20 protein-coding genes and 2 pseudogenes are annotated in these 24,438 nt (G+C 67.9%); 11 read left to right on the top strand and 11 right to left on the bottom strand.

All coding sequences use genetic code 11. The features are described from left to right. Positions 1–163 precede the first annotated feature (163 nt). Positions 164–646: a DUF5959 family protein gene (locus tag BLW14_RS31590; RefSeq protein ID WP_093710922.1), complete on the top strand. Its 483-nt coding sequence runs from the start codon at positions 164–166 to the stop codon at positions 644–646. A gap of 17 nt (positions 647–663) precedes the next feature. Here BLW14_RS31590 and BLW14_RS34820 read toward each other — a convergent pair whose 3' ends face one another. After that, entirely contained in the window at positions 664–813 is a 150-nt protein-coding gene (locus BLW14_RS34820) for a hypothetical protein (protein WP_218137711.1), read from the bottom strand. On the opposite strand from BLW14_RS34820, the pseudogene BLW14_RS31585 reads away from it, so the two are divergent. Both BLW14_RS31585 and BLW14_RS31580 read left to right on the top strand, forming a co-directional pair. Further along, a pseudogene (locus BLW14_RS31585) lies at positions 802–1,347 on the top strand (IS5 family transposase); the annotation flags it as partial. The gene BLW14_RS34820 and the pseudogene BLW14_RS31585 sit on opposite strands and share 12 nt — an antisense overlap. Positions 1,348–1,591: 244 nt before the next feature. Continuing rightward, positions 1,592–2,560, top strand: a complete 969-nt coding sequence (locus BLW14_RS31580) for an aminoglycoside phosphotransferase family protein (protein WP_093710486.1) — start codon at positions 1,592–1,594, stop codon at positions 2,558–2,560. A 1,223-nt stretch (positions 2,561–3,783) separates the two neighbouring features. Here BLW14_RS31580 and BLW14_RS31570 read toward each other — a convergent pair. From BLW14_RS31570 to BLW14_RS31560, 3 genes are all read right to left on the bottom strand, one after another. Then, a complete protein-coding gene (locus BLW14_RS31570) occupies positions 3,784–4,359 on the bottom strand; it encodes a hypothetical protein (protein WP_093710484.1) in 576 nt (191 codons plus the stop codon). A gap of 359 nt (positions 4,360–4,718) precedes the next feature. Further along, complete coding sequence (locus BLW14_RS31565) at positions 4,719–5,237, bottom strand: hypothetical protein (protein WP_093710483.1); 519 nt, start codon at positions 5,235–5,237, stop codon at positions 4,719–4,721. A 245-nt stretch (positions 5,238–5,482) separates the two neighbouring features. Continuing rightward, the gene (locus BLW14_RS31560) at positions 5,483–5,752 is read right to left on the bottom strand and encodes a GlsB/YeaQ/YmgE family stress response membrane protein (protein WP_093710482.1); all 270 of its coding nucleotides are present in this window, start codon (positions 5,750–5,752) and stop codon (positions 5,483–5,485) included. Between the two features lie 663 nt (positions 5,753–6,415). Here BLW14_RS31560 and BLW14_RS31555 point away from each other — a divergent pair. Together BLW14_RS31555 and BLW14_RS35435 are read left to right on the top strand one after the other, a co-directional pair. Then, the gene (locus tag BLW14_RS31555; RefSeq protein ID WP_218137692.1) at positions 6,416–6,880 is read left to right on the top strand and encodes a suppressor of fused domain protein; all 465 of its coding nucleotides are present in this window, start codon (positions 6,416–6,418) and stop codon (positions 6,878–6,880) included. Between the two features lie 337 nt (positions 6,881–7,217). Continuing rightward, positions 7,218–7,420 (top strand): annotated as a pseudogene (locus BLW14_RS35435) (IS5/IS1182 family transposase); the annotation flags it as partial. Positions 7,421–7,775: 355 nt separating this feature from the next. On the opposite strand, the gene BLW14_RS31545 reads toward BLW14_RS35435, so the two are convergent. Further along, the gene (locus BLW14_RS31545; protein ID WP_093710481.1) at positions 7,776–9,329 is read right to left on the bottom strand and encodes an alpha-L-arabinofuranosidase B; all 1,554 of its coding nucleotides are present in this window, start codon (positions 9,327–9,329) and stop codon (positions 7,776–7,778) included. Positions 9,330–10,133: 804 nt separating this feature from the next. Next, positions 10,134–10,277 carry a hypothetical protein gene (locus tag BLW14_RS34690; protein ID WP_177154165.1) on the bottom strand — a complete coding sequence of 48 codons (144 nt, stop codon included), beginning with the start codon at positions 10,275–10,277 and terminating at the stop codon, positions 10,134–10,136. A 316-nt stretch (positions 10,278–10,593) separates the two neighbouring features. Here BLW14_RS34690 and BLW14_RS31530 point away from each other — a divergent pair, with 316 nt between their 5' ends. Then, on the top strand, positions 10,594–11,940 hold the full coding sequence (locus BLW14_RS31530) for a cytochrome P450 (RefSeq protein ID WP_093710921.1): 1,347 nt from the start codon (positions 10,594–10,596) through the stop codon (positions 11,938–11,940). Positions 11,941–12,227: 287 nt separating this feature from the next. Continuing rightward, the gene (locus BLW14_RS31525) at positions 12,228–12,473 is read left to right on the top strand and encodes a hypothetical protein (RefSeq protein ID WP_093710479.1); all 246 of its coding nucleotides are present in this window, start codon (positions 12,228–12,230) and stop codon (positions 12,471–12,473) included. 324 nt (positions 12,474–12,797) lie between these two features. Here the strand turns inward: BLW14_RS31525 and BLW14_RS31520 are convergent, their stop codons facing one another. Both BLW14_RS31520 and BLW14_RS31515 read right to left on the bottom strand, forming a co-directional pair. Then, positions 12,798–13,082, bottom strand: a complete 285-nt coding sequence (locus BLW14_RS31520; RefSeq protein WP_093710478.1) for a DUF7336 domain-containing protein — start codon at positions 13,080–13,082, stop codon at positions 12,798–12,800. A 591-nt stretch (positions 13,083–13,673) separates the two neighbouring features. Beyond that, the gene (locus BLW14_RS31515; protein WP_093710477.1) at positions 13,674–14,669 is read right to left on the bottom strand and encodes a multicopper oxidase domain-containing protein; all 996 of its coding nucleotides are present in this window, start codon (positions 14,667–14,669) and stop codon (positions 13,674–13,676) included. A 198-nt stretch (positions 14,670–14,867) separates the two neighbouring features. Between BLW14_RS31515 and BLW14_RS31510 the strand changes: the two genes are divergently transcribed. The 3 genes from BLW14_RS31510 (at position 14,868) to BLW14_RS31500 (ending at position 20,523) form a co-directional block, all read left to right on the top strand. Further along, on the top strand, positions 14,868–17,360 hold the full coding sequence (locus BLW14_RS31510; protein ID WP_256332944.1) for a ThuA domain-containing protein: 2,493 nt from the start codon (positions 14,868–14,870) through the stop codon (positions 17,358–17,360). Positions 17,361–17,374: 14 nt separating this feature from the next. Further along, complete coding sequence (locus tag BLW14_RS31505; protein WP_093710476.1) at positions 17,375–19,570, top strand: OmpL47-type beta-barrel domain-containing protein; 2,196 nt, start codon at positions 17,375–17,377, stop codon at positions 19,568–19,570. A 353-nt stretch (positions 19,571–19,923) separates the two neighbouring features. After that, positions 19,924–20,523 (top strand): YdcF family protein, encoded by a 600-nt coding sequence (locus BLW14_RS31500; protein ID WP_093710475.1) that lies wholly within the window; start codon positions 19,924–19,926, stop codon positions 20,521–20,523. A gap of 314 nt (positions 20,524–20,837) precedes the next feature. On the opposite strand, the gene BLW14_RS31490 is transcribed toward BLW14_RS31500, so the two are convergent. Beyond that, positions 20,838–21,164: an STAS domain-containing protein gene (locus BLW14_RS31490; RefSeq protein WP_093710474.1), complete on the bottom strand. Its 327-nt coding sequence runs from the start codon at positions 21,162–21,164 to the stop codon at positions 20,838–20,840. A 516-nt stretch (positions 21,165–21,680) separates the two neighbouring features. Between BLW14_RS31490 and BLW14_RS31485 the strand changes: the two genes are divergently transcribed. Next, positions 21,681–23,249 (top strand): hypothetical protein, encoded by a 1,569-nt coding sequence (locus tag BLW14_RS31485; protein WP_093710473.1) that lies wholly within the window; start codon positions 21,681–21,683, stop codon positions 23,247–23,249. Positions 23,250–23,454: 205 nt separating this feature from the next. Here BLW14_RS31485 and BLW14_RS31480 read toward each other — a convergent pair whose 3' ends face one another. Then, the gene (locus tag BLW14_RS31480; RefSeq protein WP_093710472.1) at positions 23,455–23,763 is read right to left on the bottom strand and encodes a hypothetical protein; all 309 of its coding nucleotides are present in this window, start codon (positions 23,761–23,763) and stop codon (positions 23,455–23,457) included. Between the two features lie 85 nt (positions 23,764–23,848). Then, complete coding sequence (locus tag BLW14_RS31475; RefSeq protein ID WP_093710471.1) at positions 23,849–24,028, bottom strand: hypothetical protein; 180 nt, start codon at positions 24,026–24,028, stop codon at positions 23,849–23,851. Between the last annotated feature and the right edge of the window lie 410 nt (positions 24,029–24,438).

Here is a 24,438-nt window from a genome sequence, read left to right as displayed (position 1 = left end):
CCAGCCACTGGCCATTGCACTCAAGATGAAGCCGAGGACCGCCCGCGGCATCCGCGAGAACGTCGCTTCCGAGACGCTTCGGCAACGCGGCGAGGTGCCGCGCCAAACGCCACGGTCCGGTCATGATCCGCAGTTCCTAAGCACCCGCCGTAGGTTTCCGGTCATGGACATGAACATGCAGCCAGATGCGATCGAGCTGATCCGGCTGACCGACCTCACCCAGAGCATCATCGTTCGTCTGCGTTCGTCCCAGCCCACCCTCAAAACTCCGGCAGTCCGGCACTACGACGCGGAGGCCGTCGTCACCAGTGGCTTCGTGAACGGAACTGTCCACCTCGGGTTCGACTCCGATGACCTCTCAGACTGGGGTCGGCTTCTGGACGCTATCGAGGAAGCCGAACAGGAGGCCGACCTTGACGAGCCGTTCACGGCGGAGTGGCCACAATCAGGCCGCGCCGCTTACCTCCGATTCATATCCGACGACCCCTACGTGGTCGAAGTCCATGACGGCACCGGCACCCAGATCGTCGTCTCCGTGCCGCTCGACATGGGCGAAGAGTGGATATCCGAATCCAGGGAGCGTCTCGCGGCAGCCCGAGCCGCCCTGGGCGGTGGTGTAGAGGACCACCGGGGCGCATGTCCCTGAGCACGAACCTGCCTCCCTCAGTCGACGCCGTCCGGCCCGTCCCATTCGACGGCAATCCGATGCGCCGCGTTCTCGCTGCGCAGCCCGAGTGCCTTGGGGGCCCGGACCGGCCGGACGCTTCCCAGCCGCAGGAGGCAGATGCCTGTGACCGCGTGGCCGTGCAGCACGCCGCCGACGCGAGGAAGGTATCCCCGGCCGCCGTTCCTCAAAAAGGGGGCCGAGCGTGGGACGAATCAGGTCGATCCGGTGCTGCGGAATCTGGCCGTCCGGCTGGAGGAGGTGGTCAGATCGGCGAGTGTCTGGGACGTTCCCGCAGCGGATTCACCACCAAGATCCATCTCGCCGCCGACGGGCGATGCCGGCCCCTCGCGTTCGTCCTGACACCCGGACACTATGGGGACGGACCCCAACTCGAACGGGTCCTGGAGCAGGTATCGGTGCCCCGCACCGGAGTCGGCCGGCCTCGCACCCGACCTGACCGTGTCCTGGCGGACAAGGCGTGCACATCGCGCAGAAACCGCCGCTACCTGCGGCGACGCGGCATCCCGCACACGATCCCCGAACGCCTCGACCAGCAAAGACATCGCAAGAACCGAGGCTCCCGAGGCGGCCGGCCCACCGGCTTCGACGGCGAGCGATACAAGAAGCGCAACACCGTCGAACGCACCAGCAACCGCCTCAAAGGCTTCCGGGCCCTCGCCATCTGGCTCAGAACGTGATCCGAGAACAGTGCCTAGGCGAGGCAGTCTGCTTGTCACCAGTGAGGCACGCGGTCGCACCCGCGCGTGCAGCCATCCTTCTGCCACCGGTGGCAAGATCGGGTCCTGCTACTTGAGGCCGGTATCCGAAATGGCTTCAAGTTGGCTGGTGTGCCGCGACGGCAGGCTGTCCGTTGACCTCCGGTAGGTTGCGGCGCGCACCTGGTCCCCTGCGACGGAGTCCGACGTGAGCACGTTAGAAGGCGACGAGGTCCCACATCACCTGGCGGCGTCGTATGCCGCGGGCTTCGGTGAGGAGGGGAGAGCCTGGATCGCAGGACTGCCGACTCTCGCAGCGAATATGCTGGAACGCTGGGATTTGGAACGGGATGGCGCTGCAAAAGCCGGAGAAGCCTCACTGGTGCTGCCGGTGTTGCGTTCCGACGGCACGCCCGGGGTTTTGAGACTCCAGATGCCCCGACAGGAGACCGCTGCCGCACTGATTGGCCTTCGTACCTGGAACGGCAAGGGGGTGGTGCGACTGCTCGATCACGACCCCATGAGCAGCAGCATGCTCTTGGAGCGCCTGAACGGAACTCGCACGCTGGCCTCGATCAACGATGACGACGTGGCGATGGGCACCCTTGCCGAGCTCCACGCGCGACTGGTCGCGGTCCCCGCACCGCAGGGACTTCGCGGTCTTGGCGACATCGCCTCCGAGATGCTGGATAAGGTCCCTCGGGCGATTGTGCGGCTGTTCGACCCGGCCGACCGTAAGCTCCTGCGCAGCTGGGCATCGGCGGTGGCCGAATTGGCCGGTGAGCCCGGGGACCGGATGCTGCACTGGGATTTGCACTACGACAACGTTCTCGCCGCGCAGCGCGAGCCGTGGATCGCCATCGATCCCGAGCCACTCGCCGGCGACCCGGGATTCGATCTGTGGCCCGCCCTGGACAGCAGGTGGGACGATGTCGTCGCGAAGGGCGACACCCTGCGCATCGTACGGCGCCGCTTCGACCTACTCACCGATGTCCTCGGCCTGGACCGCGCACGCGCGACCGGCTGGACCCTGGGGCGGTTGCTGCAGAACTCGCTCTGGGACATCGACGACGGTGGCACCCGGCTCGCTCCATCCTCCGTCGCGATCGCGGACTCGCTGCTAAACCGGAGAGCTCCGGCCGACGGAGGGCCGGTGACAACAGGCCCGCCTATGTGACAACTATCGTGCTTCGCCTCAGCGTCACCCACCGGGCGACGTCGTCCCGTAGGGTCGGCAGACGGTGCAGTCCATGCGATCAGATCTGGTCAGAACGGTCGTGGTGCCGACTGAGCGTCGCGGGTCAAAGGCAGTTCACGGCGGCAACCGTGAGCATTCCAATGGCGCTGCGTCGGAGCGGGTTCTCGAGGGCAACTTCAGTTGGTTCCCCCGCCGATATGCGCCAGGCTGCCATATGCATGATTCGGAACGATGGCGCGAGCCACTCAGCCTACTGATAGGTGCGCGACTCCATTGTGCCCCGCTCAGTGCCTGGTGCGGGGTGCTGCGGCTCGCCTCCTGTGCCGCTCACCGGCCCGGCGGGCACGATCCATCAACCGGTCTCGTACCCACCACCACAACAGGACCACCGGTGTGCAGAACAACGAGAGCAGTAACGCCTTGCCCCAGCTCTCATGGTTCCCGAACCGCAGGTACAGCGTTCCGGCCGCATAAACGCCGAGAATGATTAACGCGTACTTCGATGGCTTCGATAAAGTCATGCCACGTCTCTTACCCCCAGGGAATCTCGGCATCCCCGATCGAAGACACTCGGGATAACCGAGGGACGTGCTTTCGGGCACCGCTGCACGCGGGCCTCGCGGCCTGTGCGGCATGGGGTGCTCGGTGCACCCTGGCGAGGGGGTCGGACCACCGAAGTCGTGCTGTTCGCACCGGCAGTAGTCCCCCGGCGCGGCGGCGGGTACAGCGTGCCGGACGCGTCCACCCCCGGTGGGGGGTGCGGCGGCGCCGCGCAGGCCGACGGGCCAGGCCAGCGTCAGCCGCAGGCCGGCGCCCTCCCCCGACCCGTAGCGGCTGATCACCAGTGCCTCGCCGGTCACCGCGAGCGGTGCCGTACCCGGGACGGCGAGACGGCGCACGGTCGCCCCGCACTCCCCGGCCGCGAGGTCCGCAAGCACATCGGCGTCGCCTCCGTGCACCAGGCGGACAGCCGGTCCCCGCCAGCCGCGTCGTGGTCCAGGCCGAGGGCCGCGTCATAGGGGTGCATGCGCCGCTCGCCCCGGGCGCCGAGCACGGTCAGGGGATGACCTGAAACGCCCGGCGTTCGGCCCGAGGGAAAACCCCAGTGTGAGCCGTCCGGGTACGTATGAGGCGATGACGCCGCGGAACTGGGTGAGGCCAGCCGGGGGCGAGCCGTCCCCCGGGACGCCGGGCGCAGTGCGTCAGGAGTCGGATGGGGTCGGAGCAGCGGGGACCGGGCTGTAGAAGACGGAGCGTCCTTGCTTGGTTCGCTCCAGTAGGCCCTGTGCGACTCCCTGTTCCAGAGCGTTGCGCACTACCGGCACCTGAACTGTCCGCTCGGGGTGTGCTTCGGTCAGCGCATCCGAGATCTCGGCCGCAGACTTGGGCTCGCCCTGTCCGCCCAGGTAGGCGGTGGTCAGCTCCAGCCAGGTCGCCTCGCCCGGCCTTTTCGCCGCGGCAGGCTTCTTGACAGCTTGGCGTCCGCCGACGGCACCCGACTTCCCTGCTGCGGTTTTGGCGTTGGAGTGGCGGGCTGCCGGAACCGCAGCCGCCCTGCGGCTCTTGGCCTGCTTCGCCGTCGGCTTGGGTGCCCCGCCGAGCACATCCTGCATCTTCGTCAGGACCTGCTCACTCTCCTCCAGACGGACTAGCTCGTCCCGCAGCCGATCCAGTTCGGAACGCACACGCTCCTGCTCACCCCGGTTAGCAGACAGGTCGTCAGCAACCCGCTGGGCATAGTCCGCCGTGACACTCGGGACTGAAGGGTTTGTGGACATGTGATCCTCGGCTCTCGAAGTGGGGGGGTTGAGCAGGTAGCAGCGATAGTACTCACACGACTCAAGTCACCTTCCGTCGCTTCCAGCGGCATAACGCAACCACGGTGCCACTTGCAGCAGTCTGGAAGAGGCTCGATGAGAGCGCGGGTTCGAATGAAGGCCGGACTGGTACCGCAGCTTCGTAGGAAGACATCAGCCGAGGCGGAAGAATACCTTCTGCTTCGAGCCCTCGAACTGCGTGCACACAAGTGGTTCCTTTGGCCGCTTCGGCCCTTCTGCACGACCGCAGTGGCCATACTGCGTCTCCACCGCGGGGTCCCGGGGAGTTCCGCGAGGATGGGCCGGATCACCCGGGTTCATCACGCGCCGAATCCGTCATCTGGAGCGTGGGTTGGGTGGGGTGGGCACGTGTGGGTGGTGCTCCAGTGGCCGGCATTGGTCAAGAGGGGCTCGGAGCCGGCCTCGGTCCGGAAGGTGAAGGTCACACCCGTCGCCTCGACCTGCAGAGCCGTTTGTCCGGGCGGCTGGTGAAGTTTCACCGGGGTGCAGCGCCAGCCCATCGCGCTGAGCTCGGCCGTGATTTGTGAGTGTGTGAATGGTCCGGTGAACGTCGCACGTTTCTCCGTTCCGAGAACGGGAAGCTCGACGGTCTCTCGCCAGGTCTGGACGCTGATCATCGTGACACGGCGGCATCGACAGACGCAGAGCTCAACATCCCCGTACGAGAACAGATGCGGCCAACGCCGACGCTTGCTCACCCGACCGATGTCCCATGGCGGGCCCAGGATCGCCGCGATGTCGCTGAGAGACGCGCCGCAGTGCAGCGGGCCGATGGCTGCGGAGGAACCGAACTCCGCCAGGCTTCGAATCGCGGTCACGCAGTGGAGCGTGCCACGTGACCTGGTGGGACGTCCATCGAGTTGATCCGCCGGCGCGGAGGAGACCAGGACGCTTCTCCACCCGGTCGGCCGGGACGTGTCACCAGGCTGCCGGATCCGCTCCACTGGAACCGGGTGAGCTCACGGCGATGTAGCGACACGATTGAGTCCGGATGCCGCTGTGCGCAAGGGCTTCCCCGGGATCGGGGAAGCCCTTGCGTCACTGTGCGGGGGAACGTTTGGGTTCAGGCGTGGCGGCGGTTGCCGGTGATGACCCGGTAGAGCACGAGCAGGATGATCGAGCCGACGATGGCCGCGATCCACGTAGAGAGATCGAAGAAGCCGTCGATGGAGTCGACGCCGAAGATGACCTTGCCGAGCCAGCCGCCGAGAAGGCCGCCCGCGATGCCGATGAGCATCGTGATGATGACGCCGCCCGGGTCCTTGCCCGGCATGAGCGCCTTGGCGATGAGACCCGCGAGCAGCCCGATGAAGATCCACGCAATGATACCCATGATTACCTCACCAACCTGGTCGTATAAAGAAGCTGTAAGGGCCGTCTTTACCGAGTCGGCGTTTCCAAACATCGCCGGCGCCCACTTACGCGGAGAACTCCGCCTTCGGGCTCCGTGGACGACGGGCCCGGCCCTGCGGTCTGTCCACCGCCTGGGCGGTTTCCACGCCTCCGCGCCCACCCCGGCACCCCGGCACCCCGGCACCCCGGAGCGATGCCCTCGCCGCGACCCGCCCTGAGACCCCCCGCACCACGCTCCGGCCGGTCCCCGAGGTACTCGCCACCAGGGACTGACACCGAAGCATGACGCATGACCGACGCGCGCCAGCACGCCGCGAACGCTCTGGGCGTCACCCCACAGGGCGCGCCGGCGCGGGGGTGGCGGGACCGGCCGGACCCCGGGTCGGCGGGCGGCCCACCCACAGCACGGCGCGTGCCGGCTCCGCCTCCTGTTCGCACCCGCAGAGAAGGCGGGAGACAAACTCCGGGAAGGCACGAGCAAGCCGCCCAGGCGTTCCCCCTGTGGCGTGCGACGGTGGACGATCGTGCAGGCTGGACACATGGCCGGCCGCGTTGAGAAGTACCTCGCACATCTTGATCGACTTTCCGGAGGAAGGGAGCCCCGCTTCTTCCCTGTCGAGTCGACCGAGCAGGGGCTGCAAGGGTGACGGAGATCGTTTACGACAACCTGCCGGACGGGCTTCTCACGGTGCTCACCTATGGCTTGTCGCTGGCGGAGCATCCCGATTGGCAGCTCGGCTCGCCGGAACTTTGCCTCAGCGTGAACTCGGCCAATGTGATCTGGGCCCACGCGGTGGGCTTCCTCGCCGAGCAGCTCCGTGGAACCTGCCCATTCGGTTACGGCAGCACGATCAACTTCGGTGAGCGCATCGTGCCCGAGTCAGAGATGACGGCATTCTGCGTGTCGGCGCCGCTGGTCCTCGACAGAGGCGACTGCCTGGGCATCGACGTCGGCCCTGCGGGACACGAGAGCCACGACGTGATCAACATTCAAGGGATGTACCCCATCCATGAGGTCGAGCGGCAGTTCATCAACGAGTACGGGCTCGCAGCCTTCTGGAAGAGCGACTGGGAGCCCGCCAACGTGCTCCGGCGCCCCGCGATCTGATCCGGGGAGGACAGCCGGTGGACGGCATCGGGCCAGCATGACTCGCTTGCGTAGGAGCGCCAAGCCGGCTCGGCCAAACGTCTGGCGGTTGAGCATCTTGATCCAGTTGACGTGTTCTTCGACGACGCCCGGATTCCAGGGCAGGGTCACGCCGGCGATGACGTCGTCACGGTCGCGTTCCAGTCCTGAGGCGAGGGTGTGGAGGCTGGGAAGGTCGTCCTGCCGGACGGCGTCGAGCCAGCCCGGCAGGTCGACCTGGCGCTCAGTGAGCATGGTCGCAAAGTGCTCGACTGTGCGGAGGGGACCTGATGTCCCCTGTTCATACGTCAGGCCGGGAGTCCCTCACCGCGAGAGAGCCGGACACCCACTCCTGCGCGCCAGGAGGGGTGACAACGCCGAACACCGATGCGTCCGCGCCGAGCACATCTTCGCCGCATGAAGAACTGGAAGGTCTTCCGCGACTGCCGCCAGAAAGACGACGGCCTCCACCACGCCGTCCAAGCCGTCGTCACCGTTCGCAACCTCGCCATGTCACCGTAATGGCAGGCCAGACGCCACTTCGGCCCGCCGCGGCCAGCCTTCTGCAACACCCTTGTAGGCGTGTTGCAGAAGGCTGGCGATCGGGCACCTACCCTGCGTGGGCGGAGCGCTGGGGGCTGATCCGTTGCGGGTGGAGACGTTCGCGGAGCTGCGGATGCGGCGGTTCGAACGGCTGCTGAAGGTGGTACAGGAACGTGAGCAGCCAGCCACCGACGACCACGTCGGGCCGAAGCCGAGCGCCGCGTCCCGTGGTTTACGGCCGGACGTCGCCGTCACTGCGCAGACCGGCCACACGCTCGTTCTCCGCCGGCGGCACACCTGTGGAGAGTGCGCCACCGACGGAGGACACGGTCCGTCAGGACCAGGGCTGGGCCGGCAGCCAGGAGGTGTCATCGCTCCAGAGGGCGTCACTGTCCCATGTGTTACCGCCGACTCCGTCCCCTGCGAGGTAGCCGGTGTAGGCGTAGTGGCGGAGGAACCGGTTGGGGTAGTTCACCGCCTGGAAGGAGTAGCCCTGCCCGCTGTGGCCCGCCTGGAGACAGAAGGTGGCGTCCTGGTTGAACAGGGTGGTGGCGTTCGGGGCCGCGGTGTGGAGTTGGAATTCCGCGTGGCGCAGATACTGCCCGGGGGCCGCGGCGGATTCGAAGGACAGGCAAGCGCTGCTGGCCAGCCCTGATCGAACGATCCAGGTGGCGTCCTTCTTGTCGCCGCTGGAACTTGTGGAAGTGATCGGCGCGATGGCCACGGTGCCGTCGGTCTGGTGGCGCAAGTAGTGGCTGTCGCAGCAGGAGGTGGTGGCCTTCAGGGAGACGCGCGCCCCAGCGGTGAGGGCGCTGGACGTTATGGCGGGAGCCTGGTAGTTGGCAGCGGTGATGTTGGACTGGACCGCGTTCTCGGTGGCATCCGCCGGATATCCGGAGGTCATCACCCCCTCGTAGAAGGTGCCGCTGGAGGACTTGCTGTTGTCCCCTCCGATGCCGAGGATGATCGCACCCTCCTTGTGCATCGGGTTGTATCCCGAGACGTTGGGCCGGGCTCCGTTGTAGTACGTGGACAGGCCCCCGGACTGGGCGTTGGCGGCTTTGATGGCCCAGAGGTTGGGTGCGCCCTTGACGATTGCGGTCAGGAAGCGGTGGCTGACGCTCGGGTCATTGGCGTTGTAGCCGGCGTCGGGGCCGGAGAACAGGCCGTTCTCGAGGTCCGCCATGACCCACGGGCCCTTGCCGGTGCCTGAGCCCCAGATCGTGCTGTCTCCGAAGTAGATGGCCTCCATGTGGCCGTTGCCGGTGTCGAGGTTGTTCGTCTCGGCGTTGCCGTAGTCGAAGCAGCAACCTCCGCCGAAGTGGGTGCCGTCGAGGACGGCGTACATCCCCTCGGGCTGGTCGCCGGTCGCTATGCCGTTGGTCTTGTTGTTTCGGTAGCCGGTTCCGGCGGCGACGTACACGCCATAGGCCCGATGGCCGGCCACGGTAATCGGCGCGGCGGTCGCAGGAGCGAGGTTGTCTGGACCGGGGGCAGCGCCGCCGGCTGGGGCCTGGGTGAGCTTGTTGCCCCGGCCGGACTGGTCATAGATGACGGTGATCACGCAGGTGGTTCCGTCGCAGAAGGCGTCTTGGGCGGCGGCATCGGCATAGCCGCCGGCACTCAGCAGGCCGATGTCCTTGGTCACACTGTCAGAGGTCCGCCGGACCTGGTACAGGGCGCCGTTGTACGCGCCGTAGAGAGCACGGGTGGTGGAGTGGGCAGCCACGCACGGGGTACCGCCGGAGGCGTAGAGGTCGCAGGGCGCCTGGGAGGCAGCCTGCGAGGTGACCTCCGTGCCGGCCAGAAGCGCGACGGTCAGTACGGCGGTGGTGCCGGTGGCGAGAAGACCGCGTCGTGCGCGACGCAGCCAGGTCTGGACAGTCAAGGACGGGCTCCTTACGGGTAGGGGCCGGAAGCGCTGGGCGCGCCGGTTGGCGAAGGCTGCCGACGGAGGTGTCGTCGGCCAAGGGCTGGTCCGGCTGATTGTTAGCGCTAACAATTCAAGTCACGAGTCGGCCCGGGCGAATCGACGAGGTGAGCAGCTCGCGCAGAGCCAGGCATTACTATGGGGACTTGACGTGACCCAGTCAAGACCCTCGTGTTGGATCCCTGAGGTTAGACCGGTCGCCGGCTCGACGATGAGGCAACCCGATGACTCATGGTGTTATCGCTCACAGGGTTAGGCGTTCGGCTTTCTCCACCCAGTCGGTGTCCCAGTGGGCGAACGTCACCGGCGAATCGTCGTCGAGCCGGGGCCAGGTCTGTGTCGTCCACCCGGCAGCCGGACCAGATCGTGCCACAGTGGCTGCCGATGATCATCAGCCATTCTCTCTGGGCGCAGCCCGGGCGGAGGAACACGATGCCGTCGGCGGTGCGCTCCGAACGAACATGATGACCCGGCTCACCGTCACACTGACAGTCCGCTGCAAACGCCGCCGCGAGCCTCAGGACCGGCATGATCAGGCTGCAGTTCATCCCGGCCGCCTCCTCCCGTCAACTGCCGGACGGCGTCCGCCGACGCTCCCGGCACGCGACGTTGATGGCCAGCCCTGTGGCGGTGAGGCAGCCGTCGAATGGGCGGGGCCGGAGTTGGATCCTGCGCAACTCACTGCGGGCTTCCGGTCGATGTCGTCGGGTGTGCTGAAAGCGGTGTTGGCCATTGCTTTGCGCACGAGTGACCAGACGGGGTTCAGGTCGGGTTCATACGGCGGCGGCCGGACGGGGTGAGCCAGTCGTATTTGGCCTCGTACTCCTTCAGCTCTGCGGGCAAATGGGTGTCGAGGCTGCCCCAGACGACAATCGATCCGTCGATCTGGATGTGTGTCCGCACCAAGCGGTCGCGATGGTCCTCCCAGGAGAACCTCTTGCGAGCGGCCTTGGGCCCCATTTCGTAGTGTGGGACATCTGCTCATCGCAGGGGTGGTCACCGCGCAGTCGGCACACCGGCCTTGGCCCTGTTCTGGGCCGTACCGTCCGCGAACGACTGACTGACCGTGCCGGCCGTTCGGCAGCGCGGTGACGGCCGGCCAGCTTCTCCGCGATGAAAGGGCCTGGCCTTCCCGTGACCGACTCGGCGGTTGGTCGTTTCCCAACCGTACTGGCGGCCGGACCCGCAGAGGCCGACGAACATGGACAGGACGGCCAAGCTCATGCGTGTCGACAGGACAGCCAGCCCCGGTCAACCGTCTGCACCGCCCGGCCCGGAGGTATTCACCCACTCCCGCGCCCTGCGGTTCTGGCTCAACCCGGCCAACCTAGCGGCCCGCCTCGACCGGTCCGGCCCGGTCGTCAGGACCAGGACCGGTCCGGCGACCGCCTTCCAGGTCAACGACCCGTCACTGCTGCGCAAGGTAGGCAGTGACGAGGACACCTTTCGGTTCTGGGGGCCGGACCCGAGCCTGCGCGACTTCAATGAGAACGGCGTGGTCGGCCTTGAGGGCGCCGCCCACCGGGAGCGGCGCGCCGTGATGAGGCCCGCGTTCGCCGCGTCCCGGCTCACCGGTCTCGGGCCCAGTGTCCAAACCTGTACCCGGCGCCTTCTCGCCGACCTGCCCGCGGACCGGCCGCTCGGCATCCGGGTGGAGATGAGTCGGCTCGCCTGCGGCCTCCTCGTCAGTTGTATCCTCAACAGCGCGCTCCCTCCCGACACTTTGTCCGGGATCGCGGCCGCCCGTTCCACCCTGTCGAGTGGCACCTTCTGGCGCTACGCGCTCTCACCCTGGCCCTGGGTGCCCGTGCCCCGGCGCCGCGCCTGCCGCCGCGCGCTGGCAGAACTGGACGAGGCCGTCCGCCAGGTGCGAGCCCGACACCGGCCCGCCCCGGACGGCCAGGACCTGGTCTCCCTGCTCGAAGCCGCCGCCCGCGGGAATCCCCACCTGGTGCACCGCGACATCCGTGCCCTGCTGATCGCCGGCATGGAGACCAGCGCGTCCACCCTCGCCTGGGCCTGCTACGAACTGGGCCGCCACCCGCACTATCAGCAAGCGCTCCGGGACGAAGCCGACGCCGCACCCGATCCCGGCCGCCTCCACGCACATCAGCTTCCGCTCGCGACCGCCTTCGTCCAAGAAGTCACCCGCCTTCACGGCATCCCGTTCCTGGTCCGCCGCACCCGCCACCAGACCTGCCAGGGCGGTGTACGGATCCCGGCCGGAGCCGTAGTCACCCTGCCGCTGGGAGCCTTGCGACGGGACAGGAACCGCTACCCCGACCCGGACGTGTTCGATCCGCAGCGCTGGCACCCCGACGCCGAGCCGAAGGCGGCCCCCGCCGCGCTTCTCGCCTACGGCCTTGGTCCCCGGTACTGCCCCGGCGCGGCCGCGGCCGACGTCATGCTGCCCGTCGCCCTGGCAACCCTCGCAAGCACGCGCACGCTGCGCCCCGCACGACCGGGCCGCAGGATCGGGGTGAGCCTGGAACTCACGCCGACACCCAAGGGCCTGACCATGTACGCCACACCACGCGAACCGCGACCCACCGGCCCCCAGGGGGCGTGAGCGGCAACAGGAACCTGCACCATCACGAGGCCACCTCTGCTGCTTCATCGGAGCCGGTCGAAATGACGCCCGCATTGCCCGCCACCTTCCTGCGGATACGGGGCGCCGACCCACAGCCCGCCAGGTTCGACGTGTATCGACGTAGGCGCATGCCGTAGGCGAAGGCGCTGCCGCTGCCGGAGCCCTCCGAGGTTCAAGGTGTGATGCGGTGCTTTCCGTCGCTGACCGAACACCCGATGACCGACAGAGCTGCTCCCCCTGCTGACCGTGGGCACACACACTCCTGTGTGGGTCGTCGCCGTGCCGCCGACCGAGCGGGCACCGCCGGCGCCGTACTCAACACCGCCTGCCAAGTAGGCGGTGCGATCGCCGTAGCTGTCTTCGGCACCATGCTGGCCGGCGCGGATCCGTTCCTCGCGGGGATGCACTGGAGCATGCTGCTCGCGGCATCCGGGCTACTCGCCACCGCCGACGCAAAGCTGACACTGCCAAGGGCCCTTCGCACCGGTGCGCCGCTTCACCTCCAGGGCTGAACCAAAGCGGAGGAAGTCGGTCCGGGCCTTGAGAACCTCAGGACTCATCGCCGCGGCGTCAGGAACACCCACACGAGATCTCCCTGCACGGCCACTATGCGCCTCCAGTCCCGCCCGTGAGACGAGCACAACCGCGAAACCGTGGCAGAACTCAGTGATTCTGTCGGTCGGAAGGGTGCCGGGCGGCATGAAGAACACGGTGCCCGAGCCTGGGCGAAGCTGCACCGCACAGCCCCTGACCACCTTGGCACGCACCCGACATGCCCGGTCCCCTCGGGCTTACGTGATCGAGCCCGGCATCCCACCTAAGCTCTGCTCACAGACCTACTCGCCCGGCGGAACTCGAACGAAGCCCTCGGTCCAATCGTCCTCGTCAAGCTCGCAGGGGTCGAAGTAGAAGCACTCCGGTTCATCACGGAAGCCCGGTAGCAGACGAGCCTGCCGCACACGCGCCTCTACCCGTTCGAGGCTTGAGTAGATGCCAAGCAGCTTCACGTCGTCGCCGTCCGACTCGTCGCAGAACACGCCGTTCTCATCGACGTGCACGGTCGAGCCGTCGTCGCCGGCTTCGTTCTGGTGGCCGACATGCCACAGCGGATACACGATCACGGGCGCGAAACTATCAGCACTTGGGTTCATGGGGCCCTGGCCGTTGGACGCACCTCCCGGATCCCCAAGATCACAAACCGGACGTCAGCGACTTCACCGAGTGGCGGCGGCTGCCCTCGGCGCCGGGTGCGGGCGAGGACGGCGGCGGGTAGCTCGGTGGCGAGCTGGAACAGCGCGGTCAAGCGGGCTCCCGCGAGCCGCATGCCGGGTTTGCGAAGTCGTTCGCCCATGGCCCAGGCACTTATCGGACGGCCGGACCGGCCGCCGGGGAAGAGCCAGGGCGAGTGAACCATTCCGGGATCGGTGGAGGCTCTGTGCGTTGACTCCAGCCCCCGGTTGGCTCCACCTCGGCGGCCATCGGAACCGAGCCGAGCGCCGCCCGGGCCCGCCGCTGAAGGCCCTCGATGTGCTCGGGCGGGCAGATGGTGAGCACGAGGTCCGCCAAGCGGGCGCCCTCCAGGGTCGGCCGACCAACAGTCGCACAGTGACCCCGATCGCACGGTCCCACCACTCCCCCGTTGCCCTGATCCTCTCCGCGAGCCGCCGAGCTCGCTCCCCTATGGCCCGCACACCGCACAGGAGTTGCCGATGTCAGTGACCACCGTGCGGCGGGGCGGACATCGCGCCATGCGCGCCATGGTCGTGCTCCTCGTAGCCCGGGATCGTGCCGTCCGGCTTCTTCACCAGGAACAGGCCGACCATGCCCATGTCGGAGTGGCTCTGGACGTGGCAGTGGTACATCCACGCGCCGGCGCCGACGCCCTCGCCTGCGATGATCTGGAAGCCGAAGGAGTCGGCGGGGCCGCAGATCTTGTTGTCGATGACCTGGCTGGGGTCGTCGGGTCCGGTGAGCATGCCGGTGCGGTTGTCCGCCCAGCGGTGTCCGTGCATGTGGAAGGTGTGGTAGTACTCGCCGTGCGTGATCATGACGATCTCGACGCGGTCGCCCACGGTTGCCTCGAAGTTCGGGCCCTGCGGCAGGTTGTTGATGAGCATGTCGTTGAAGACGATCGTGTGCGTGGCGTCCGGCAGGACGTCGCCCTTGCGGCGCACGACCACCGGTCCGTACAGGCCCTTGCGGATGCCCCCGGTGCCGTGTTCCGTGCCGACGACGTGGTCGTGGTAGTGCCAGTAACCGGCGCTGCCCGCCCGCCAGGTGCCGTCCGCGCGGCGGCCGGGAGTGTGGGTGCGCCAGGTGTATGTGCGGGTGGCGCCGGGCTCGACCTCGCTGTGGTTCATCCTGGTGCCGTCGCTGGAGATCTCGTAGTCCAGGCCGTGGACATGGAGGCTCGCGGTGACGTCCATGGTGTTCTCGAACTCGATGTGCAGCGTGTCGCCCTCGATCAGCTCGATCAGCGGGCCGGGGATGCTCGCCTTGCCCTTCTCCAGGCCGTAGCCCATCTGCCCGTCGGGCAGCTTCTCGGCGTACATCTTGAGGTGGCGCACCTGCCCGCCGGCCGGCGCCGTGCCTGCCGCGACGGCGGCGGCGGCCGGAGCGGCGTCGGCCAGCTCGGGACCGATCGACAACGATGTCGCGGCCACGGCGCCGCCCAGCAGCACCCGTCGGTTGAAAGAGCGTCTGTCCATGCCGAACTCCCCACAGAGGTATGGGCTCAGGGCCTGTGGGACGGTACCTGCCACCTCTGCGTTTATCCACACCCAGGACAAAGTTCGCTTGATCCTGGTGATACCTCTTGGCGAACCGTGCAAAGAGGTCTAGCTTCCTCAGCGCTGTCGCTGCGACCGAGGAGGGTGGGTCAACACATGCGATTGACATCGCATCACATGCCCCTGCACCAAAGAGGATCGAGCGCCAAGGCCGGGCACAGACGGATCTGGGCGGCGTCCCTGACCGCGGGCCTGGTCATCGCCGGCCTGCTGTCGGGTACGTCCGCCAGCGCGCGCCCGGCACCGGAACCGCCTTTGACAACGATGTCCGTCAAGTCGCCGCCCGGCGGCTCCGACGTGCGTGTCCTGGTCTTCTACGGGTCCGCCGCGGCCGGCGACGAGTCGCCCGTCGTGAACGCGGGCATCGCGGCCATCGAGCGCATCGGGCAGACCGGCCCGGCCGCGGAGCGGTTCACCACCGAGGCCACCGGCAACGCCTCGGTCTTCACCAACGCGCGCAAGCTGGGCAAGTACAACGCCATCGTGTTCCTGACCGGCGGTGGCGACATTCTGAACGCCGATCAGGAGGCCGGACTGGAAACCTACATGGAGGCCGGGGGCGGCTTCGTCGGCGTCCACGACGCGGCCCGCGCCGAGCCGTACTCCGATTGGTTCACCGGCCTGATCGGTGCCCGTCCCGCCGCCGGCGCCGCGCCCGCGGTGCAGCGGGCCACCGTGGAGGTCGGCGACCGGCGCAACCCGGCCACCAAGGACCTGCCGCTGGAGTGGAGGCGCCCCGACCAGTGGCTCAACTGGGCGAATAACCCCTCCGGCGAGGTGCACACCGTCGCCCGGGTCCGCGAGTCGACGTACAAGCCGGGCACCGGCGCCAACGGTACCGACCACCCGGTCAGCTGGTGCCGTGACTACGACGGCGGCCGGTCCTTCTACACCGCCATGGGCGGCACGGCCTCCTCCTACGACGAGACCGACTTCCGCACCCATCTGCGCGGCGCCCTGATGTGGACCACACGCCTCGCGCAGGCCGACTGCAAGGCCACCATTACCGCCAACTACCAGGCGGAGCGGCTCACCCAGCCCAACCAGCCCGGGCAGAACGACCAGATCGGCGAGCCGCACGGCCTGGTCACCGCGCCCGACGGCCGGGTCTTCTACATCGGCCGCGGTGGCGCCGACGCCTCCCAGCCGGTGATCACCGACTGGAACGACCCGGACGTCGGCAAGGGCAAGGGCCAGATCCACGTCTACGACCCGAAGACCAGGAAGGTCACCCTCGCCGGCGAGCTGACCGTCTTCGGCAACAAGGGCGGCGGCGAGGAGCTGACGAAGGTCGAGGAGGGCCTGCTCGGCATCGAGCTGGACCCGCGCTTCAGCGAGAACGGCTGGGTGTACCTGCACTACACGCCGCACTCGCAGATCAACCGCGACACACACATGGCCGAGCGGCGGGTCTCCCGGTTCACCTACAACAACACCACCGGCAAGCTGGACATGGCCAGCGAGAAGGTGCTGCTGAAGTGGCCGGTGCAGATCCACAGCTGCTGCCACGCGGGCGGCGGGCTGGCCTGGGACTCCAAGGGCAATCTGTACATCGCCACAGGTGACAACAACTCCAGTGGTTTCAGCGACGGTTACTCGGGCAACAACCCGCAGCCCAACTTCAAGGGCGTCTCCTTCGCCGACGCGCGCCGCACCGCCGGCAACACCAACAACCTCAACGGCAAGATCCTGCGCATCCACCCCGAACAGGACGGCACCTACACCCTCCCCGAGGGCAACCTGTTCACCGGCGAGGAGACCGCCGAGGGCGGCGGCAAGACGCGCGGCGAGATCTACGTGATGGGCGTGCGCAACCCGGCCCGCATCTCGGTCGACAAGGCCACCGACACCCTCTACGCCGGCTGGGTCGGCCCGGACGCCGGCGCCCCGTCGACGACCTGGGGCCCGGCCAAGTACGACACCTTCGCCGTGATCGACAAGGCGAGCAACCGCGGCTGGCCGTACTGCATGGGCAACAAGCAGCCCTACCGTGACCGCAACCTGCCCGACCCGACCAAGCCACTGGGCTGGTACGACTGCGACCACCCGAAGAACGAGTCGCCGAACAACGACGGCCTGGTCAACCTGCCGCCGGTCACCGGCAACAACATCTGGTACTCCCCGCAGGGCGGCGGCCCCGACTACCCGCGCGACGCGAACGGCGTTCCGTCGTACAAGGAGTCGGAGGCGACCTACCGGCTGCCGTGGCTCAAGGGCGGCGGCCAGGCCGCGATGGACGGCCCGGTCTACCGCTACGACGCCGCGAACGGCAGCGCGGCGAAGTGGCCCGAGTACTGGGACGGCAAGTGGTTCGTCGGCGACTTCTACGACGCCGACCAGCCGCGCAACGCGGTGCTGATGGACCCGAAGACGCAGGGCGACGGCGGGATCCCGGTGCACTCGGAGTCTCTGAAGAAGATCGTGCCGGTCGGAAACGACGGCATCAAGAACCTGATGGACTGGAAGTTCGGTCCGGACGGCGCGCTGTACGTCCTCGACTACGGGCGCGGCTTCTTCACCTCGGACGCCAAGTCGGCGCTGTGGAAGGTCACGTACAAGGGCGGCGGGCCGACCCCGGCCGCCGACCAGATGGCGAGGGGGACGCTGTGACAGGCAAGCGAAGAGTGTGGGCGGCCCTGCTGGCGGGCCTGTTGCTGGTACTCGGACTGCAGACGACCACGTCGGCGGCCGGGGCACGTGAGGACGGGCCCGCACAGGCCGCTGCCGCACAGGTGCTCACCTGGACGGCCGGCGACGACATCACCAAGTACGCCAGCTTCCCGGAGACGGCGGTCGCCGGACCCGCGACGATCGTCTTCGAGAACAGCGCGGCCACCGGCAACACCACCGGCATGCCGCACACGCTGACCTTCAGCACCAGCGACCCGGAGTACAACACCGACGTCCAGCTGAACATCCTGGCCAACCCCGGTGACGACCAGGGCGGCAAGCACACCGCCGAGGTCACCCTCTCCCCCGGCCGCTACTTCTACCACTGCACGATCCCGGGCCACAGCTCCATGACGGGCGTGCTGACGGTGATGGAGGGCGGCGGCGGTGACGACACGACCGCGCCGGAGACCTCAGCGAAGGTGACCGGCACCCAGAACGCCGAGGGCCAGTACGTCGGTTCGGCGACCGTCACGGTCACCGCCACGGACGAAGGTTCCGGCGTGGACCGGATCGAGTACGCGGTGGGCGCCGACGGCGCCTGGCAGCCGTACACCGCTCCGGTCGTGGTCGACCAGGTCGGCGAACAGACCCTGCGCTACCGGGCGTTCGACAAGGCGGGCAACGCCGCCGCCGAGAAGGGCGAGACCTTCACGGTGGCCGCCCCGCCGACCGACGACACGACCGCGCCGGAGACCTCCGCGACGGTCAGCGGAGAGAAGGACGCGAACGGCGACTACATCGACATGGCGACGGTGACCGTCACCGCCTCCGACACCGGTTCCGGCGTCAACACCATCGAGTACGCGGTCGGTTCGGACGGCGCCTGGCAGCCGTACAACGGGCCGGTGATGGTGCACCAGGTCGGCGAGCAGACCGTGCGCTACCGGGCGACCGACAAGGCGGGCAACGCCGCCACCGAGAAGAACGTACGGTTCACCGTCGTGGCCGCCCCGCCACAGGACACCACTCCGCCGGTGACCGGCGCCACCGTCAAGGGCACGAAGAACTCCGCCGGGGCCTACGTCGGCCGCGCGGAGGTCGGCGTGAGCGCCACCGACGAGGGCGGTTCCGGTGTGGCCGGGGTGGAGTACTCCCTGGACGCGGGGCCTTACCTGGCCTACACCGCGCCCGTGGTGGTCGACCGGGCCGGGCGGCACACCGTCGCCTACCGGGCGACGGACAAGGCGGGCAACACCTCTGCGCCGCTGAGCGTCAGCTTCTCGGTGATCTCCGGCGGCGGGGTGCCGGCGCCGGGCTGCCCGGAGTACGACGAGCGGCTCACCGTGATCGTCGGCACGGTCGACACCGGCGTGCCGAACCGAGTGACCAACAACCGTTGCCGGATCAACGAGTTGATCGAGGACGAGAAGGAGTGGACCTCCCAGGCGCTGTTCATCAAGCACGTGGGCGAGGTCACGGCCGCCCTCAAGGCCGAGGGCGTCGTCGACCGGCGTGAGGTGAAGGCGATCAAGCAGGCAGCCCGCGAGTCCGGCATCGGCACGCCGGGCCAGACGGACGGCTACCGCACGATCCTCGGAGAGGACCCGGCGACCTTCGCCAAGTGGGAGCAGGTGGGCGGCGGTTCGTTCACACGTAACGCGGACGGCTCGATCACCAGCGGGACGGTCAAGGACGGCTTGGGCATGCTCTGGTTCCCGGAGCGCACCTACGGCGACTTCTCGCTCAAGCTCCAGTGGAGGGACGACGCCCCGGGCACGGCCAACGCCAACGGCGGCGTCTTCGTGCGCTTCCCGCAGATCCACGACCACCCCGAGGAGCCGCGCCCGGAGTGGGCTGCGATCAAGTTCGGGCACGAGATCCAGGCGTTCGACAGCCCGAGCGGCGACATGTACAAGTCCGGGTCGGTCTACGGCTTCGACCGGGTGGGCCTCGCCGGCGCCCAGGTGACCCAGAAGGGCACCTGGAACGACTACGAGATCCGGGTGGTGGACCAGCACTTCTCGGTCTTCCGCAACGGCGTGCTGATCAACGAGTTCGACAACACCGGCGGCCAGGACTTCTACCCGGCGCGCGGGGACGACCCCGGCACCGACGGGCGGCGCTGGGCGGCCGGCTACATCGGGCTGCAGGTGCACAGCACGGCGGACGTCATCTCTTACCGGGACGTCCGGGTCAAGGACCTGTAGGGCCGTACCGAGGGGCTCCGAGCCGGGTCAGGACTGCTTCCTGACCCGGCTCGGCTGTGCACCTGGTCGCCGACCGCACTCGCACCGTCAAGCTGCTCCGTGCCCAACTGCCCGGCACTCCGCGACGGACGAGCCTACGAATCCCTGCCGCCCACACCTCTCGCAGCTGGAGAACGGCCAGGGCTTCGTCGATCCGCCCGAGGTCGATGAGGTAGCCGGGCAGGCCGTGACCGTTCTCGCAGTCGTGCTGCTGGAGGACTGTGACGGCCGCTGAGAACTCCACACAGAATGCGTCGTCTGTAGCGTGGCTGGATCCATCACGGTCAGATACCAAGGCGTCCTAGAGTCGCCACATGCGTCGAAGGACGGGACTGGCGATAGCTGGGCTTGCGGCCCTGGCCTGGGGTGAGTGGTTGAACTGGCGCTGGTCCCGAGCGCTCGTGGGGAGTAGCAGGGGCGCCTCCACGGCCTTAGTGGTGTTGGGGTACCGGAATCCTCGAGCGACGGCGAACTTGATCAACCGATGGCGAGTCCGCGCTGGAATCCGCTCCATCGCCGCTGACGGTGCACACGTGCCATGTGCGATCTTCAGCGGCGGTGCGACCAGCGGCGGCGCCGCAGAGGCACAGCTGATGGCCGACTACGCGAAGTCGGTGCTGGAGTTCGACGGGACGGTACTTCTCGAAGACCAAAGCACGACGACGTGGGAGAACGTCACTAACGTGATTCCACTGCTTGAAGGCGTGGACTGCATCAAGATCGCATCCCAGCCCGCTCATGCGCTCAAGGCCCGTGCGTACTTGCGTCGACAGCGACCGGATCTCGCAGCGAGGCTGGTGCGCGCGGATGACTATCGCCCCGGCGAGTGGCTGGTCGTCAAACCGTTGTCAGCTCTGTACGGACTCTGGACACTCCGCGATCTCAAGGCCGAGGAGCGAAAGGTCTCGTTGTAGACAACCGCTGTCGCTTGGCCTCACACATGGTTCTTGAGCGGACGCCGGCAGATGATGCCGCGCCCTGGAGTGAGGAAGGCTTCGTGGGCGTCGTCGCGGATCTCCCAGCGGGTCCGCAGGCGACGGAACCAGTGCGGGTGGGCGAACGCACGCTCCACTGACCAGCGTTGCGACCCCAAGCCGGAGCCGTACTCGGTGCCCCCCAGGATGCCGGGCCCGACGCTCCACCTTCGGCAACAGCGGCTCGATCACTACCGACAGCTCGTCGTCGATCGCCGCCCGGCCGGAACCGGAACCCGAACGCCCCGAACCGGTCAGGCCGAGTCTCCGAGACGAATCGTGAAGACCTGATCCAGACCTGCCAGAGTGAAGATGCGCATCAGGTGGGTCGGCACAGCCTCCAGAACCATAGCGGCGCCCGCTGCCTGAGTGTGCTGGCGAGCAGCCAGGAGGGCCGTGATGCCAGTGGAGTCGCAGAACTCCACACCGGACAGGTTGATGACCAGACGCTGCCCAGGTGAGAGACGAAGAGTCTCCGCCCGGAAGCGCAGGGCGTCGGAACTCGCGTAGTCGAGTTCGCCAACCACATGCAGCACAGGGCCGGCGGGAGTTTCGTGGGGTGTGACTTTCAGCGGGCTCATACAGGTTGATTCGTTGCCGGTTGGGTGTGCGGATTGGTGGCGGGGATGACGAGAGTCCAGCGGGTGGTCCCGTCCGTCTCCGCCGGGCCCAGCGGGATACCGAGAACCCGTCGGGTGTCACGTCGAAAGGCGCCCTCTCCATGGTCCGCACCGGCCGCCCGGCCCCACCTTCAGGCTCGCCATCGCGGCAGTTGGGCCACTCCAAAGGTCCCCGCGGAAGCCCAACTGCGAGGAAGCCACGGTGATCCGCCCAGGACGTGCACCCCGCACACCTTCCGACCGCGGAACTCCCGCTATGGGCAGCTTGGGGCAGGGACTGTCGGCCAGGGGCGGTGATCGTGCCAACGGCGTGGACGACTGGCCCGGCGCGCGTGGGTTCCGAGTCGGAACGTGGTGCCTCCGCCAGGTGAGGGCCGCACCCGTGGTGAGCGATGAAAAGTCTTCCCACCGTACTTCTTCTGTTGGTCCGGCCTCACTACTCTCCAGTCGCCCGGTCCGGCACAGGAGAGGTACGTCATGAGCCCCCCGGTCCACCGCAACCCGACTCGGCAGTCGGTCCTGCCCCCAGCCCGGCAGAACCGGGAGCGTGGCCGGACGGGAGATCCGTCCCTCATCTCGCCGGACCACCCGCTCCTCGCGATCCAGGCCAGTCTCGGCAATCGAGCCGCGGTCGCGGCGGTGCAGCGCGCCGACGAAGCCGCCAGGACGACAGAACCGGGGAACCCCGCCCCACTCCCGGCTCCCAACAGTTACCACGCACGGATCGCCGCAGTCCTCGATAAGGTCAAGAAGAACCTCGAACTCATCGACACCTTCGTCAAGGGCGTCCACGTTCCCGCCAACGCGGGCTTCGCCCAGCAGGCTTCCGCGACCGCGAGCGAGGGTCTCAAGCACTCCACCGGCGCATCGGGGACCGCCGCGGCTTCGGAGAACCTTGTCACGGAGACCGCCGGCGCTGTGCTCAGTGGAATGGAGGCGGTCAAAGCGAGGAAGGATGCTACGAAGCACAAGGCCGGGGCTGCCTTCCACACGGCGGCCAAGAAGGCGAACTCCAAGAAGGCCGATGCGGTCATCGGTGCCGCCGGAGCGGGGAACTACGCCCTCGGCATCGCCAAGGAACTGACGAAGGCACAGATGGCGGCGCACGCCGCGACAGCCTCCGAGGTCAGCGGCATCGGCTCCAGCGTGGTCGGAGCGGCGAAGGGCGCCCGCGCGGCGACACGTGTCGGACTGACCGCTCGCAAGTACCACGCCCTGAAAGGCCTCGAAAGGCACGGCCGCACCGACGAGGGGGCCATGGCACGGCTGGACCTGGCCCGGCGGGAGGCCGAGCAGGCCGCAGATGACGCCTACATCGCGCTGGACGGCCACTGGGACCGCGAGGGCGAAGACCGCATGGCTCGCGTCTCCCAGGCCATCGATGCGGCGTGGGCGGCGACGGGCGCCGCCCGTGATGCGGCCGCCGATATCCGGCGCGCCGAAGACGCGAACACCATGAACACCGTGCACGCGTACGCGCTGGGCAAGCAGCGCAACAAGATGGGCAAGCAGGCGTTCACCGCCGTGGGTGAGTCCACCAAGGCCGCGGGTGGCATCGTGACGGCGGTCGCCGCCACGGCGGGCGGAGCCGGACTGGCGAGCAATCCCGTCGGCTGGGGCCTGGCCGCCGGGGCAGCCGGCCTCATCCTCGGCCTCACCGCGTACAAGGCGGGCCGCGCGGGCATGAAGCGTTACGACGGGGTCCGCCACCCGGAACGCTGGGCGTCGGCAGACGAAACCCCGGCCCCGCCCGCCTCTCGGCCTGATGCGCTGAGGGAAGCCTTGAAGTTCTGGAAGAAGGTCGAGAACGGCGAACGCCAGGCCATGGCGCGCAAGATCTACAGGCTCGCGGCGGGAGCGGGCATCGAGGGGAGCGGTCAAACGTCGTCCGCCGTGCGGGACTCGGCCAGAGCTCTTCTCATCGCTCTCAAAGCGGGCCCCGCCAGCCACGGTCTGACCCCGGACGAGTGGGCGGAGTCCCTCGACGACCCCGCCAGGAGCGCTGCGTGGGTCAAGGAGATCGCCGAGCAGTTGTCCTCGGCCTGACCCGCGCGTGGCCGGGCCTGATGGTCGCTCGTCGATCCGTTGTTGCCCGAGCCAGGGCCGAAGCTGGTGGCGGGGCGGCCGCGGCTGCCCGACCGGTCGCACCTGATCCGACTGGCGAGGCTGCGGCGGGGCGCAGTTGCGCCTTCGGCGCGCTCCGGACTACGGCCCCCGAGCGGAGAGGTTGTCACCGTAGGGAGGCTGCAACTCAGAGGTCGCTGTCGATTCCTGTTACTGCGGGCGGACCAAGAGGGGCATCGGATTCTTCAATTCCTGCCCTTTTCAAGGCTGCGGCGAGAATCCGGCTGGCGTTTCGCTCGGCCTCATATCGATCCGGTGCTTCGACTTCCAGACGGACGGAGAAGGTGCCGTCCTCGTTGAGGGTGAGCAGGTCAAGGCCCTCGCTCTCACTCACGTCCGTGTGCCGTGAAGCCAGCGCGCTCTCCAGAGCGGAGCGCGTGGAGTCAGCGATATCGATGCCGAATGTGCCAGGAACGGTGATAACGAAGCGGGTCATAGCGGCTCCTGCATGATCTATATCTGCCGTATTTGCGGGGCCGGAGTCAGCGCGAGCGCGAAAGGACCGACCATCCATTCCTGCTCTACTGGTCTCTTTCCTCGAAGACACGCCGCGCCACGGCTGCCTCGTCATCCACCAGCCCTACCGTCTCGGGCAGTCCCAGGACGGCGCCGCAGTTCTCGCACAGCTTCCCTTCACTGGCGGGCGTGCCGCACGCCTTGCAGAAGCGTTTGACTTGCCGGCGTTCCGTCTCCCCTGTCATGACTCTTCCATCCTCAGGCAGTATGTGAGTGGCCGCAGAGGACGGGTACCCACTCATGGGACGCTGATTCTCCTCTTTCCCGAACTTCGACTGCTTGACCGAGTAGGCGGGACAAGATGTCGATTCAGGGGACGCTGCTGTCGCATTGGGAAGCCGGGCCGACGCGTTCATTTCGCGGGTTCGTGTACCGAAAGTGCAGGTCCCCGGGCCACCTCCGCACCGCGTCCTTCAGTGTCCGAGCCGTGGTCACCCGGCTCGGGAAGCGGTTTCTCCGCCTCACGGCCGGCCTGTCCCACAGATCCGAGGCCCCGGGAGAAGCTCTCCCGGCTGAGCGAGACAACGACCGCCTTGTGGTCGCCCGCCCGACGCGACGCGCCGTGGCGGCCGCGTACCTCTATGCCGGTGAGGTG

Source organism: Streptomyces sp. 2131.1 (assembly GCF_900105515.1).
Classification (GTDB): Bacteria; Actinomycetota; Actinomycetes; order Streptomycetales; family Streptomycetaceae; genus Streptomyces; species Streptomyces drozdowiczii.
This window is presented reverse-complemented; position numbering and strand designations above follow the sequence as displayed.